The 13,422-nt window shown below is 49.2% G+C and carries 15 protein-coding genes; 9 read left to right on the top strand and 6 right to left on the bottom strand.

What is annotated here, in order from left to right:
• The first annotated feature begins 123 nt into the window (after positions 1-123).
• The gene (locus FEK46_RS01895; RefSeq protein WP_001028998.1) at positions 124-396 is read left to right on the top strand and encodes a barstar family protein; all 273 of its coding nucleotides are present in this window, start codon (positions 124-126) and stop codon (positions 394-396) included.
• Between the two features lie 53 nt (positions 397-449).
• Here the strand turns inward: FEK46_RS01895 and yhcN are convergent, their stop codons facing one another.
• The gene (gene yhcN, locus FEK46_RS01890; RefSeq protein ID WP_000695690.1) at positions 450-713 is read right to left on the bottom strand and encodes a peroxide/acid stress response protein YhcN; all 264 of its coding nucleotides are present in this window, start codon (positions 711-713) and stop codon (positions 450-452) included.
• Between the two features lie 365 nt (positions 714-1,078).
• On the bottom strand, positions 1,079-1,549 hold the full coding sequence (argR, locus tag FEK46_RS01885) for a transcriptional regulator ArgR (protein ID WP_064529494.1): 471 nt from the start codon (positions 1,547-1,549) through the stop codon (positions 1,079-1,081).
• Positions 1,550-1,983: 434 nt separating this feature from the next.
• On the opposite strand from argR, the gene mdh reads away from it, so the two are divergent.
• On the top strand, positions 1,984-2,922 hold the full coding sequence (gene mdh, locus FEK46_RS01880; protein ID WP_064529495.1) for a malate dehydrogenase: 939 nt from the start codon (positions 1,984-1,986) through the stop codon (positions 2,920-2,922).
• A 62-nt stretch (positions 2,923-2,984) separates the two neighbouring features.
• On the opposite strand, the gene degS is transcribed toward mdh, so the two are convergent.
• From degS to zapG, 3 genes are all read right to left on the bottom strand, one after another.
• Entirely contained in the window at positions 2,985-4,052 is a 1,068-nt protein-coding gene (gene degS / locus FEK46_RS01875) for an outer membrane-stress sensor serine endopeptidase DegS (RefSeq protein ID WP_064529496.1), read from the bottom strand.
• Between the two features lie 89 nt (positions 4,053-4,141).
• On the bottom strand, positions 4,142-5,509 hold the full coding sequence (gene degQ / locus FEK46_RS01870) for a serine endoprotease DegQ (RefSeq protein WP_130204532.1): 1,368 nt from the start codon (positions 5,507-5,509) through the stop codon (positions 4,142-4,144).
• A gap of 154 nt (positions 5,510-5,663) precedes the next feature.
• Positions 5,664-6,062, bottom strand: coding sequence for a Z-ring associated protein ZapG (gene zapG, locus FEK46_RS01865; protein ID WP_010345273.1), 399 nt, complete (start codon positions 6,060-6,062; stop codon positions 5,664-5,666).
• Positions 6,063-6,255: 193 nt separating this feature from the next.
• Between zapG and zapE the strand changes: the two genes are divergently transcribed.
• From zapE to sspB, 6 genes are all read left to right on the top strand, one after another.
• The gene (gene zapE, locus FEK46_RS01860; RefSeq protein ID WP_135559887.1) at positions 6,256-7,383 is read left to right on the top strand and encodes a cell division protein ZapE; all 1,128 of its coding nucleotides are present in this window, start codon (positions 6,256-6,258) and stop codon (positions 7,381-7,383) included.
• A gap of 219 nt (positions 7,384-7,602) precedes the next feature.
• On the top strand, positions 7,603-8,031 hold the full coding sequence (gene rplM, locus FEK46_RS01855; RefSeq protein ID WP_000847559.1) for a 50S ribosomal protein L13: 429 nt from the start codon (positions 7,603-7,605) through the stop codon (positions 8,029-8,031).
• 15 nt (positions 8,032-8,046) lie between these two features.
• Complete coding sequence (gene rpsI / locus FEK46_RS01850) at positions 8,047-8,439, top strand: 30S ribosomal protein S9 (protein ID WP_000829818.1); 393 nt, start codon at positions 8,047-8,049, stop codon at positions 8,437-8,439.
• Positions 8,440-8,595: 156 nt separating this feature from the next.
• Positions 8,596-9,390, top strand: a complete 795-nt coding sequence (locus FEK46_RS01845; RefSeq protein WP_135559886.1) for a DUF695 domain-containing protein — start codon at positions 8,596-8,598, stop codon at positions 9,388-9,390.
• 268 nt (positions 9,391-9,658) lie between these two features.
• Positions 9,659-10,297 carry a stringent starvation protein SspA gene (gene sspA, locus FEK46_RS01840; protein WP_000257293.1) on the top strand — a complete coding sequence of 213 codons (639 nt, stop codon included), beginning with the start codon at positions 9,659-9,661 and terminating at the stop codon, positions 10,295-10,297.
• Positions 10,298-10,302: 5 nt separating this feature from the next.
• A complete protein-coding gene (gene sspB, locus FEK46_RS01835) occupies positions 10,303-10,800 on the top strand; it encodes a ClpXP protease specificity-enhancing factor (RefSeq protein WP_064529500.1) in 498 nt (165 codons plus the stop codon).
• A gap of 43 nt (positions 10,801-10,843) precedes the next feature.
• Here the strand turns inward: sspB and dcuC are convergent, their stop codons facing one another.
• Positions 10,844-12,211, bottom strand: a complete 1,368-nt coding sequence (gene dcuC, locus FEK46_RS01830) for an anaerobic C4-dicarboxylate transporter DcuC (protein ID WP_130204538.1) — start codon at positions 12,209-12,211, stop codon at positions 10,844-10,846.
• Positions 12,212-12,591: 380 nt separating this feature from the next.
• Between dcuC and nanR the strand changes: the two genes are divergently transcribed.
• On the top strand, positions 12,592-13,383 hold the full coding sequence (gene nanR, locus FEK46_RS01825) for a transcriptional regulator NanR (RefSeq protein ID WP_131160901.1): 792 nt from the start codon (positions 12,592-12,594) through the stop codon (positions 13,381-13,383).
• Positions 13,384-13,422: the final 39 nt, after the last annotated feature.

Genomic DNA, 13,422 nt, shown 5'->3' with positions numbered 1-13,422 from the left:
TCCGGCATGAACAAAGTGCACTTTGTCAGTAATCAGAAACCGATGCCAAAAGCGTCGGTTTTTTCATGTCTATACTTAGCGATGAACGGCAGAACTCGCCGCGAAACGTGACGGTGGCAACAGATGAATATCTATAGCTTTGATTTTGATGAGATTGAGAGTCAGGAGGACTTTTATCGCGACTTTCGCCAAACCTTTGGTCTGGCGAAAGATAAGGTGCGCGATCTCGACTCACTGTGGGATGTATTAATGAACGATGTTCTGCCGCTACCGCTGGAGATCGAATTTGTTCATCTGGGAGAAAAAACGCGTCGGCGTTTTGGCGCGTTAATATTGCTGTTTGATGAGGCGGAGGAAGAGCTGGAAGGGCATTTGCGTTTTAATGTTCGTCACTAGCGCAAAAAAGCCCCCAAACCGGGGGCAATGTCGTCGGACAAGACGATGAGGGTTTATTTGTACAGTTCAGCTGTGGCGTGCCAGGTATCGCCGCTACGCGCTTCGGTAATCTGGTAAGCAGTCGCGCCTTTCTCTTCCGCTTTTTTGTTCAGCATTTCACGCATATCCATTGGAGAAGATGCTACACCGCTGACGGACACGGTGCCGATGGCTTCACGATTTTGAGCTTGTGCAGCATCAATGGAATCGGCAGCGAAAGCACCGAAAGAGAGGACAGAGAGCACACTTAATGCAGCAACAGTGGTTTTGATTTTCATGATTTTTACCTCGACATAATCTTTTAGCTGGGCCTTTGTTTCGTGACCCATATCACAAAATTAAGTGTACACTAATTATTGAGCTAATTAATACCACGCTAACTGTTTCTATTGAGGGAGAATTGTTAAAAAGATTAATTTTTATAACAAAAGTGAATTAAAAATACGGGTGTTTAGTGGAAATAACATTCATTTCAATAAGATATGTGTTTTTGCAAAATGTGCGTTTTTTGCTCTGTGTATTTGTTGTGTGAATGTTTTGTCGCTATAAAACGCACTATTCGTTAAATGAATGGCAGGGGAAAGCAGGGCGATGAATGGAGAATGCAATATTTTCCCCGCCGCCAGAAGCGACGGGGCAGAGATTAAAGCTCCTGGTCGAACAGCTCTAAAATCGCTTCGTACAGGTCTTTGACGGTGAAACCTTTAGCAGGGGTGGTAAAGATGGTGTCATCACCTGCGATGGTGCCAAGAATACCTTCTGCTTTGCCCAGAGAGTCCAGCAGACGCGCAATCAACTGCGCCGCGCCAGGACTGGTATGTATTACAACAACAGCGTCGTTGTAGTCGATATCCAGCACCAGATTCTTCAACGGACTGGAGGTGGTTGGTACGCCCAGTTCAGCTGGCAGGCAGTAAACCATTTCCATCTTTGCATTGCGGGTACGTACAGCACCAAATTTGGTCAACATCCGCGAGACTTTAGACTGATTAATATTGTCAAAGCCTTGCTCCTGCAATGCGGCGACGATTTCGCCCTGGGAGCTAAATTTCTCTTCTTTAAGTAACGCTTTAAACGCTTTAACTAATTCTTCTTGCTTAGACGAGCTTCGCATAAGTCACCCGATATGGTGGTTGATACAACATTATTGTGCATACAGATGAATTTTTATGCAAACAGTCTGCCCTGGAGAAGGCTGAAATAATGTTATGAAAGAGCGGGATTTTATCAAATTTCGTGATTGAGAAACATGCCTGCGTCACGGCGCGCAAATTCCGCTTAAAAGTAAATTAATTGTTATCAAATTGATGTTGTTTTGGCTGAACGGTAGGGTATATTGTCACCACCTGTTGGAATGTTGCTCTGATGCATAAGCGGCTGTTAATTACGTAAGTTAGGTTCCTGATTACGTCAATTAAATGCATAAACGCCAAATTTGCGTGACTACACATTCTTGAGAAGTGGTCATTGTAAACTGTTAATTTGTGGATTAAGGTCGCGGCAGCGGAGCAACATATCTTAGTTTATCAATATAATAAGGAGTTTAGGATGAAAGTCGCAGTCCTCGGCGCTGCTGGCGGTATTGGCCAGGCGCTTGCATTACTGTTAAAAACCCAACTGCCTTCAGGTTCAGAACTCTCCCTGTATGATATCGCTCCAGTCACTCCCGGTGTGGCCGTCGACCTGAGCCATATCCCTACTGCTGTGAAAATCAAAGGTTTTTCTGGTGAAGATGCGACCCCTGCGTTGGAAGGCGCTGATGTGGTTCTAATCTCCGCAGGTGTAGCGCGTAAACCAGGGATGGATCGTTCCGACCTGTTTAACGTTAACGCCGGTATCGTGAAGAATCTGGTACAGCAAATTGCGACAACCTGCCCGAAAGCGTGCATCGGTATCATTACAAACCCGGTAAACACCACGGTAGCAATCGCTGCGGAAGTGCTGAAGAAAGCGGGTGTGTATGACAAGAACAAACTGTTTGGCGTCACCACGCTGGATATCATCCGTTCTAATACGTTTGTCGCTGAACTGAAAGGCAAACAGCCGGGTGAAGTTGAAGTTCCGGTTATTGGCGGTCACTCTGGCGTTACCATTCTGCCGCTGCTGTCTCAAGTTCCTGGCGTAAGCTTTACCGAGCAGGAAGTTGCTGATCTGACCAAACGTATCCAGAACGCGGGTACGGAAGTGGTTGAAGCGAAAGCCGGTGGCGGGTCTGCAACCCTGTCCATGGGCCAGGCAGCTGCACGCTTCGGCCTGTCTCTGGTTCGTGCGTTGCAAGGCGAAAAAGGTGTCGTTGAATGTGCCTACGTTGAAGGTGACGGCCAGTATGCTCGTTTCTTCTCTCAACCGCTTCTGCTGGGTAAAAATGGCGTAGAAGAGCGTAAATCCATCGGTACTCTGAGCGCATTTGAACAGAACGCGCTGGAAGGAATGCTGGATACGCTGAAGAAAGATATCGCCCTGGGCGAAGAGTTCGTTAATAAGTAATTGATTAACGAATAATAAAAAACCGGAGCAACGTCTCCGGTTTTTTGTTTTGAGCGCACGACTTAATTGGTCGCTGGATATTCCTGAATAGTGACCTGCAATGTCAGTTTTTTATCGTCACGCATCACCACCACCGGAATCACCGAACCTGGTCGAATTTCTGCCACTTGATCCATTGTCTCCAGAGCGGAGATTGCAGGTTTGTTGTCCACCGAGATAATCAGATCGTTGACCTGGATACCGGCATTAGCCGCCGGGCCATCAGGTGACACTTCATTAACCACAATCCCTTGCAGTTGATCGATACCACCACCTTGCGCGTGTAATGGTGCGATTTCGCGGCCGCCAATACCGATATAGCCACGAATAACACGTCCATCGCGGATTAGCTTATCCATAATTTTGGTTGCCAACTGGAAGGGAATGGCAAAACCGATGCCTTCTGGAGTTTCGCCATCGTTACTCTTATCAAACGACAGTGTGTTGATGCCCATCAGTTCGCCCAGCGAGTTCACCAGTGCACCGCCGGAGTTGCCGTGGTTAATGGATGCATCGGTTTGCAGAAAGTTTTGCCGCCCGGTCGGGTTCAGGCCGATGCGACCCGTGGCGCTGATAATCCCCTGGGTAATGGTTTGCCCGAGGTTGTACGGGTTACCGATCGCCAGCACTACATCGCCAATGTGCGGTATGCGACGAGAATTGATTGGAATGGTGGGTAAACCGCCAGTGGCATTAATTTTGAGCACCGCCAGATCGGTCAGTGAATCAGAGCCAACCAGCAGCGCTTCAAATACACGACCATCCTGTAAGGCGACGATGATCTGATCGGCGTCGTTGATTACATGTTTATTGGTAATGATATAACCACGTTGATCCATGATCACACCTGACCCTAGCGTACGGATCTCAAGCTGGTTGTGTGAGGATGTGTTCAAACCACGGTTATAGACATTTACCACCGCTGGCGCGGCGCGGCGGACCGCCAGATTATAACTGGCAGGCGTCTCGTCGGCACTGTCGAATTGCGGTGTGGAAAGCGGGTTAATGCTGCGCAGCGAAGGCATGGCAACCAGCAAAATAGCGCCGACAATTAATCCAATCGCAACGGATCGTAAGAGCTTCACAAACATGATGGAGGCGTCATTAAAAAAGGGAACGGCAGCAGCATATCACGAGTTAACCGGACATCACACGTCAGCCTGATGCCCGGTTTATGACATTAACGCATTAGCAGGTAAATGCTCTCATTACCGCGCATGATTTGCAGGGCAATAATTGCCGGTTTGGTTGCCAGTACTTTGCGCATCTCAGCAATCGAGTTCACCCGATTGCGGTTCACGCCAATAATTACATCATCTTTCTGTAAACCTGCCTGAGCGGCGGGGCTGTCTTTGACAACTTCGTCGATCTTAATGCCTTTTCCGCCATCTTTTAGCTGACTGTCACTCAACGTTGCGCCTTCCAGCGCCGGTGTAATCATCTCTGCACTGGCTGAAGACGATGTGCTGGTATCAAGCGTCACTTCCACTTCCAGCGGCTTGCCGTTACGTAACAGGCCAAGCTTCACTTTAGTACCAGGTTCAGTGGTGGCGATGCGGGAACGCAATTCGGCGAAGCTATTGAGCGGTTTACCGTTGAGGCTGGTAATAATATCGCCTGCTTTTACGCCCGCTTTCGCCGAGCCAGAACCAGGCAGTACTTCACTGACAAACGCGCCACGTTGCACATCTAAATTAAACGCTTTGGCGATATCGGCACTCATTTCGGTACCTTTAATGCCTAACAGACCGCGTTTAATTTCACCAAAGTCGATAAGTTGCTGCGCCAGGGTACGCGCCATATTGCTGGGGATAGCAAAGCCAATCCCGACGCTACCGCCGCCAGGGGCAAGAATTGCGGTGTTAATACCAATCAACTCGCCGTTAAGGTTTAACAGCGCACCGCCGGAGTTACCCCGGTTAATGGAAGCATCGGTCTGGATAAAGTTTTCCAGACCTTCGAGATTTAACCCGCTGCGACCTAATGCGGAAACAATGCCTGAAGTCGCGGTTTGCCCAAGGCCAAACGGGTTACCGACCGCGACGGCAAAATCACCGACGCGTAGTTTGTCGGAGTCGGCAATGGCGATTTGCGTTAATTTGCTCGGATTCTGAATTTGTAGCAGGGCGATATCGCTCTGGTCGTCGCTGCCAATCAACTTCGCATCAAACTCGCGTCCGTCATTGAGCTGAATACTGATTTTCTGTGCCTGATTGATGACGTGATTGTTGGTCAGCACATAACCTTTATTGGCATTGATGATGACACCGGAGCCTAAACCTTCAAAGGGTTGCGCAGGTTGATCCGGTAAATCATCGCCAAAAAATTTTTTGAATTCTTCCGGGATTTTCTGTTCCTGGCTGGCAGTCCCTTCAACTCGCACGCTTACCACCGCGGGAAGCACTTTTTCCAGCATCGGGGCCAGGCTGGGCAATGGCGCCTGACCGGCAACCTGGCCGGGAATCGACGCGACAGCCTGAAACGGCGCCGAGAGAGTTAACCCGACACTTAACGCTAATGCACTCAACAGCTGGGTTTGTTTTTTCATTATTCCTGCTCTCGTACCTGAATGATAAGAAAAAGAGATTCAAAACAGTTTGATGTTATTGAATTTTCAGACGGCTAACAATGAGACACCAGATTAAATGATAGTCGGGGAGGGAGAGAAGAGGAGGGCGCAATGGCTGCGCCCGCAAAATAAATTAGTCGCGCTTTGCGCCAGTGCGCAGCAGGCCAGATGCGCCTTCAGAATAGTCGCGTGGCATCTGCACCGGTGCCTGATCGTTGCTGGCTTCAGACTCAGCCAGACGATTACGGAACGGGTTTGCTTCTGCGGACAGTTCCGGCAGCAGGCTGCTGGAGCTTTTCGCCATGTGTTGATACAACTGGCGATAGTCATGCGCCATGGTATCCAGTAATTCCGCGCTGCGGGCAAAGTGGTTAACCAACTCTTCGCGATACTCGTCCAGTTCAGCTTTATTTTTTTCCAGTTCGTACTGCAACGCCTGTTGCTGGCGTAGTTTACGATTACCAAAACGCATGGCCACAGCACCAATAATGATGCCGACGACTAACCCAATTAGCGCATATTCCCAGGTCATGAACATCTCCCGTTGTCTTTTGTTTCCGTAGGGTGTTGGCTTCAGGCTCCATGCCTGCGGCTGATTATGCCACTATAACCGTTAATTCCACAGAAGTGGAATCCCGACTGCATATCGCGTAGTGTAGAACGGCCTTTTTTTCGTCAACCGTGAACAACGGCACACCGATTATTCAAGGAATAACAAGAACATCATGCAAAGCGTTACCCCGACATCGCAATACCTGAAGGCGCTCAATGAGGGCAGCCATCAACCTGACGACGTACAAAAAGAGGCCGTCAGTCGGCTGGAAATTATCTACCAGGAATTAATCAACAGCACGCCGCCCACAGCGAGGGCGAGTGGGTTAATGGCGCGAGTCGGTAAACTGTGGGGTAAGCGCGAAGAGGCAAGCAGTGCGTCGGTGCGTGGCTTATATATGTGGGGCGGTGTAGGACGCGGGAAAACCTGGCTGATGGACCTTTTCTATCAAAGTTTGCCGGGTGAGCGGAAACAGCGCCTGCACTTTCACCGTTTTATGCTGCGCGTGCATGAAGAACTGACTGTATTACAGGGGCAGCCTGACCCGCTGGAAATTATTGCCGATCGCTTCAAAGCAGAAACCGATGTCCTCTGTTTTGATGAATTTTTTGTTTCGGATATTACCGATGCCATGTTGCTCGGCGGTTTAATGAAAGCCCTGTTCGCTCGCGGAATAACGCTGGTCGCAACGTCAAATATTCCGCCTGATGAGCTTTATCGTAATGGCCTGCAACGAGCGCGTTTTCTACCGGCTATCGACGCCATTAAACAGTATTGCGATGTAATGAATGTCGATGCAGGCGTCGATTATCGACTACGAACGCTTACCCAGGCGCATTTATGGCTGTCGCCGCTCAATGATGAAACCCGTGCGCAAATGGATAAACTTTGGTTGGTGCTGGCGGGGGCGAAACGAGAAAATTCACCGACGTTAGAAATCAACCATCGACCGCTGGCGACAATGGGCGTTGAGAATCAGACGCTTGCCGTCTCTTTTGCCACCTTGTGTGTCGATGCCCGCAGCCAGCATGACTATATAGCGCTCTCACGCCTCTTTCACACAGTGATGTTGTTTGATGTGCCAGTCATGACGCGGTTGATGGAGAGCGAAGCGCGACGTTTTATTGCGCTGGTGGATGAGTTTTACGAGCGCCATGTCAAATTAGTGGTGAGCGCAGAAGTGCCTTTGTATGAAATTTATCAGGGCGAGCGACTGAAGTTTGAGTTCCAGCGTTGCCTGTCACGTCTACAAGAGATGCAGAGCGAAGAGTATTTGAAGCGCGAGCATTTGGCGGGGTAAAACCTGCCATAAATCACAAAAAGGGGTCGATCTTTGACCCCGACTTCTCTATAATCCTGCGACCCCACGTTACAAGAAAGTTTTTTTTCCCGAAACTTTTTGTGTGCTGGCATAGGCTATTCGAAGGGGTAGGTTTGCCGGACTTTGTCGTGTGAACCTCAACAATTGAAGACGTTTGGGTGTTCACCAACGTGTAACTATTTATTGGGTAAGCTTTTAATGAAAACTTTTACAGCTAAACCAGAAACCGTAAAACGCGACTGGTATGTTGTTGACGCGACCGGTAAAACTCTGGGCCGTCTGGCTACTGAACTGGCTCGTCGCCTGCGCGGTAAGCACAAAGCGGAATACACTCCGCACGTAGATACCGGTGATTACATCATCGTTCTGAACGCTGACAAAGTTGCTGTAACCGGCAACAAGCGTACTGACAAAGTGTACTATCACCACACCGGTCACATCGGTGGTATCAAACAAGCGACCTTTGAAGAGATGATTGCTCGCCGTCCTGAGCGTGTGATTGAAATCGCGGTTAAAGGCATGTTGCCAAAAGGCCCGCTGGGTCGTGCTATGTTCCGTAAACTGAAAGTTTACGCGGGTAACGAGCACAACCACGCGGCACAGCAACCGCAAGTTCTTGACATCTAATCGGGATTATAGGCAATGGCTGAAAATCAATACTACGGCACTGGTCGCCGCAAAAGTTCCGCAGCTCGCGTTTTCATCAAACCGGGCAACGGTAAAATCGTTATCAACCAACGTTCTCTGGAACAGTACTTCGGTCGTGAAACTGCCCGCATGGTAGTTCGTCAGCCGCTGGAACTGGTCGACATGGTTGAGAAACTGGATCTGTACATCACTGTTAAAGGTGGTGGTATCTCTGGTCAGGCTGGTGCGATCCGTCACGGTATCACCCGCGCTCTGATGGAGTACGACGAATCCCTGCGTTCTGAACTGCGTAAAGCTGGCTTCGTTACTCGTGATGCTCGTCAGGTTGAACGTAAGAAAGTCGGTCTGCGTAAAGCACGTCGTCGTCCGCAGTTCTCCAAACGTTAATTGCTTTCTGCTTCGGCAGAATACAATTTGCGAAAAAAACCCGCTTCGGCGGGTTTTTTTATGGCTAAAGTCCGATTCCAGCCTCTTTTCCCTCTCTCTTCAGCATTATTCTCTTTTTAATAGTATTTTCCACGTACTGTAGAAAAGGATATCGCGATGGGATTATTTAATGCATTGTTTAACAAGAAAGAATCTTTAACGTTGTCGAATAAATGGGAGTTCTTTATTACAACAGTGGATGACCATGTCACGGGCATACGTGTTGATATCGGCGCCGTTCAGGATGAAAGATTTGATCGACTTAACCACACATGGTTCTTTCGTGTGCGTTATACCCATTGTTATGAAAACGGTTTACCGCAGCCTGATGAAACACAACGTTTAAATCGTATAGAGGACTGGCTTGAGGAGAGGGGCAAGGCATTACCGATTTGGTTGGTGGGGGTGGTAACACAAGAGGGCTGGCGCGATTTTGTTTTCCAGTCGGAAAAAGATCTGGACTGGGAAAGAACGCTGGATAAATTGCTCGCGGGTGGCCCGGAAGTCTCTTGCAGCTATAGTATGAGTAAAAACGATAACGGAAATTACTATCGCCAGTTCCTGTACCCGTCGAAATATGACTGGAACTGGATACACGATGCCCGCGTATGCCGTGGGCTGCTGGAACATGGTGACGATTTGACTCTTCCACGCACCATTGATTACTACGCGACATTGCCGACAGAAGCTGCTGCACGCGCTTTTGCGGAGGACGTGACGGAATTGCCATATGGCATTACGCTGGTGAGCATTCGGATGAACGACCAACAACCAGGGTATATGGCGTCATTTACGAACACTGATGCTCCTGAACAATGGCATATGACCGATATTACATGCCAGCTTACCGATTTGGCTGAAAAACATGGCGGTAGTTTTGATGGCTGGGGCGCACCGATAGCAACGGCGTAAAAGAGATAGACAACATTTCTGGTGGGGATTAAGTCAAGCATTTCAGACTAAGGAACATCTCTTTTTCCCCATTTCCGGCATCGACTCACCACAAAGGTCGCAAAATCTGGTAAACTATCATCCAATTTTCTGCCCAAATGTCGGGTATTGCTCGTTTTTTGTTTGTTTTTCGAACAAAGAGAGTCGTTCCTTACTGGGTAACACAACTTCTGACTGGCCACCTGGTGGCTGGTAGCAGTAAAAATTCTGACTATACCTGGAGGTTTTCATGGCTGTCGCTGCCAACAAACGTTCGGTAATGACGCTGTTTTCCGGTCCTACTGACATCTATAGCCATCAGGTCCGCATCGTGCTGGCTGAAAAAGGTGTAAGTTTCGAGATCGAACACGTGGAAAAGGACAATCCGCCTCAGGATCTGATTGACCTCAACCCGAATCAGAGCGTTCCGACCCTGGTGGATCGTGAGCTGACCCTGTGGGAATCTCGCATCATTATGGAATACCTGGATGAGCGTTTCCCGCATCCGCCACTGATGCCTGTTTACCCGGTAGCTCGCGGTGAAAGCCGCCTGTACATGCACCGCATCGAAAAAGACTGGTACACGCTGATGAACACCATCATCAACGGTTCAGCCTCTGAAGCGGATGCCGCTCGTAAGCAACTGCGCGAAGAACTGCTGGCTATTGCGCCGGTCTTCGGTCAGAAGCCGTACTTCCTGAGCGATGAGTTCAGCCTGGTCGATTGCTACCTTGCTCCGCTGCTGTGGCGTCTGCCGCAACTGGGCATCGAGTTCAGCGGCCCGGGGGCGAAAGAGCTGAAAGGCTATATGACCCGCGTCTTTGAGCGTGACTCTTTCCTTGCTTCCTTAACCGAGGCTGAACGTGAAATGCGTCTGGGCCGGAGTTAATCTGTATGGATTTGTCACAGCTAACACCACGTCGTCCCTATCTGCTGCGTGCATTCTATGAGTGGTTGCTGGATAACCAGCTCACGCCGCACCTGGTGGTGGATGTGACGCTCCCTGGCGTGCAGGTTCCTATGGAATATGCACGTGACGGGCAAATCGTACTCAACATTGCTCCGCGTGCGGTCGGCAACCTGGAACTGGCGAATGATGAAGTGCGCTTTAACGCGCGCTTTGGCGGTATCCCGCGGCAAGTTTCAGTACCGCTGGCTGCTGTGCTGGCTATCTACGCCCGTGAAAATGGCGCAGGCACGATGTTCGAGCCTGAAGCTGCCTACGACGAAGATGCCAGCATCATGAATGATGAAGATGTATCGGCAGATAATGAAACCGTTATGTCGGTCATTGATGGCGATAAGCCAGATCGCGATGATGATAATCATCCTGATGATGAACCGCCGCAACCGCCACGTGGTGGTCGCCCGGCATTACGCGTTGTGAAGTAAAACAAAAACAGGCCCAGGTGGCCTGTTTTGTCGTTTTAAGGGCTTAATAAAATAGCGTAATTGTGGCAATCATATTCACCACGAATCCGACTGCCATTGGGATCGCAGTCCGCTTCACCACTTCAAAGGGCGAAACGCCTGCTATTCCTGAAGTTACTACCACTACCGCAGTAATCGGCGAAACCGCACGCGCCAGCGTTGTGGCAAAGTGCATCGGCATAATCATCACTACCGCAGGTACGTGCAGTCCAGCAGCGATATTCGGAATAAGGCTGGCAAATGACATAAATGGCGCATTGCCGGAGCCCATCACAATGGCACAAATGGCAATTACCAGCGCCATAATAATCATCACGCCAATGCCACCAAGGCCAGAATGCTCTGCGCCTTTGATAACCGCATCAACGGTGCCAATCGTCGTTAAGCCTTTCGCAAATATTTCACCAGCGACCACCAGCGTTACCACGTTGGCAAACTGCGTACCCATGCCGTCAAAAAACGCCTGCACATCGTCCATTGTTTCGCGCAAGTTATGCTTGCGGAAGAACTCAACAAACATCGTCACCGTCAAACTCAGTAACATCACCACCACCAGATGCAGTTCTGACTGCATCAGCCCAACGTGGGCGAGGAACAGCGAGCCGAGCATCAGGATTAACGGCATCACCGGTAAAATGGCGTAATAGAGCGGTGGAACATTGTTGAGATCCTTTTGCTCCGCCTGTTCGTGATTGATATTTTTATCTTTTTTGTCAAAAGCGCGTTGCACGAAAAAGTGGGAGATTGCCACTGAGAGAATGACACAAGAGGCGACCGGTAGCTGATAGTGGAAGAAGTAAGTGGCGATTTTCATTCCCGCTACCTGGGCGGCAAAAATGGAGTTCGTTTCCAGAATTCCCCATTCAATAGACATGGTGGTCGCGATAACCGCCACCGCAGAGAGGCGACTTACTCCCAGACTCACCAGCGTCGGAAATAACGTGACCATCAGCAACATACCCAGACCGGAGGCGCTGGTAATAAACTGCGCCATGATTTGACCGATGACGTAAGTTGCCGACAGTATGAGATACGGTGAGCGAATGAGCTTTAACGGGCGGCTTAACAAGCTCACCATCGCCCGACTGGCTCCTATGCGCTCCATGTAACGGGCATAACCGCCCACCGCCATAATCGACAGCCCCAACCCGGCAATGCGGTTGGACAGCATGCGCAGGATTTCATTATAAATATCAACAATCAAATAGCCGCTGCTTTTGGCGGGGTCGAGTACACCCCCAAACCCTAACCAGGCACCACACATCATCAGGAAGATACCCGCTGTGGCCAGCACCACCTGTGGTTTGTAATTTTTAAGGATCAAATAGCCCATCGTTATTAACACGATGACAGAAATAATTATGCCGAACATTGTTCAACTCCGTGTCAAAAGAATATGGTCAATCCCAGTAACGGCAGATTGAAAACAATGATGTTATATTTTTTACAAGGCTATTTATGGTGTCGGTGTCGAATTTTTTAATCGTAATAAAGAGGATTTTTCATTATAAAATATACATTTATGATTATTTCGCAAGAACACGTTCATAATATTCATAATGTCTATGAATATTCTTGTAAATAATTTGGCTGGGATGTTTTTATCTGCGTTATATTTATTTTTCGCAAAAATTAATTATTAAATTAATTACGATAATGATGGTGTACGAAGAGTAAAACCCTTCGTTTCACCCTGCTTTCATTCCTGTGATAGGATGTCATTGATGATGTTAATCACACTGACCTTAAAGAATGGGCCTTATGAACGCATTTGATTCGCAAAACGAAGATTCTTCACCTGCAATTGGTCGCAACTTGCGTAGCCGTCCGCTGGCGCGTAAAAAACTCTCCGAAATGGTGGAAGAAGAGCTGGAGCAGATGATCCGCCGCCGCGAGTTTGGCGAAGGGGAGCAGTTGCCGTCTGAGCGCGAACTCATGGCGTTCTTTAACGTCGGGCGTCCTTCGGTGCGTGAAGCGCTGGCGGCGTTAAAGCGTAAAGGTCTGGTGCAAATAAATAACGGTGAGCGCGCTCGCGTCTCGCGTCCTTCTGCGGACACCATCATCGGCGAGTTGTCCGGTATGGCGAAAGATTTCCTTTCTCATCCAGGAGGGATAGCCCATTTCGAACAGTTACGTCTGTTCTTTGAGTCCAGCCTGGTGCGCTATGCGGCTGAACATGCCACCGATGAACAAATTGATTTGCTGGCAAAAGCCCTGGAAATCAACAGTCAGTCGCTGGATAACAATGCCGCGTTCATTCGTTCAGACGTTGATTTCCACCGCGTACTGGCGGAGATCCCGGGTAATCCGATCTTTAAGGCAATCCACGTTGCCTTGCTCGACTGGTTGATCGCCGCGCGCCCAACGGTCGCCGATCAGGCATTGCATGAGCATAATAACGTCAGCTATCAACAACATATTGCGATCGTTGACGCGATCCGTCGCCACGATCCCGACGAAGCCGATCGCGCGTTGCAATCGCATCTCAACAGCGTTTCTGCCACCTGGCACGCCTTCGGCCAAACCATCCACAAAAAGAAATAATGCCACTTTAGTGAAGCAGATCGCATTATAAGCGTTCTG

Origin of the sequence: Escherichia sp. E4736 (assembly GCF_005781225.1) — a bacterium.
Classification (GTDB): domain Bacteria; phylum Pseudomonadota; class Gammaproteobacteria; order Enterobacterales; family Enterobacteriaceae; genus Escherichia.
This window is presented reverse-complemented; position numbering and strand designations above follow the sequence as displayed.

What these genes read in the sequence shown, in the direction of transcription:
- zapE (WP_135559887.1), top strand. Translation starts at nt 6,256, where the DNA reads ATGCAAAGCGTTACCCCGACATCGCAATACCTGAAGGCGCTCAATGAG.
- nanR (WP_131160901.1), top strand. Translation starts at nt 12,592, where the DNA reads ATGGGCCTTATGAACGCATTTGATTCGCAAAACGAAGATTCTTCACCT.
- FEK46_RS01845 (WP_135559886.1), top strand. Translation starts at nt 8,596, where the DNA reads ATGGGATTATTTAATGCATTGTTTAACAAGAAAGAATCTTTAACGTTG.
- rplM (WP_000847559.1), top strand. Translation starts at nt 7,603, where the DNA reads ATGAAAACTTTTACAGCTAAACCAGAAACCGTAAAACGCGACTGGTAT.
- degS (WP_064529496.1), bottom strand. Translation starts at nt 4,052, where the DNA reads ATGTTTGTGAAGCTCTTACGATCCGTTGCGATTGGATTAATTGTCGGC.
- mdh (WP_064529495.1), top strand. Translation starts at nt 1,984, where the DNA reads ATGAAAGTCGCAGTCCTCGGCGCTGCTGGCGGTATTGGCCAGGCGCTT.
- FEK46_RS01895 (WP_001028998.1), top strand. Translation starts at nt 124, where the DNA reads ATGAATATCTATAGCTTTGATTTTGATGAGATTGAGAGTCAGGAGGAC.
- rpsI (WP_000829818.1), top strand. Translation starts at nt 8,047, where the DNA reads ATGGCTGAAAATCAATACTACGGCACTGGTCGCCGCAAAAGTTCCGCA.
- dcuC (WP_130204538.1), bottom strand. Translation starts at nt 12,211, where the DNA reads ATGTTCGGCATAATTATTTCTGTCATCGTGTTAATAACGATGGGCTAT.
- sspA (WP_000257293.1), top strand. Translation starts at nt 9,659, where the DNA reads ATGGCTGTCGCTGCCAACAAACGTTCGGTAATGACGCTGTTTTCCGGT.
- yhcN (WP_000695690.1), bottom strand. Translation starts at nt 713, where the DNA reads ATGAAAATCAAAACCACTGTTGCTGCATTAAGTGTGCTCTCTGTCCTC.
- zapG (WP_010345273.1), bottom strand. Translation starts at nt 6,062, where the DNA reads ATGACCTGGGAATATGCGCTAATTGGGTTAGTCGTCGGCATCATTATT.
- degQ (WP_130204532.1), bottom strand. Translation starts at nt 5,509, where the DNA reads ATGAAAAAACAAACCCAGCTGTTGAGTGCATTAGCGTTAAGTGTCGGG.
- sspB (WP_064529500.1), top strand. Translation starts at nt 10,303, where the DNA reads ATGGATTTGTCACAGCTAACACCACGTCGTCCCTATCTGCTGCGTGCA.
- argR (WP_064529494.1), bottom strand. Translation starts at nt 1,549, where the DNA reads ATGCGAAGCTCGTCTAAGCAAGAAGAATTAGTTAAAGCGTTTAAAGCG.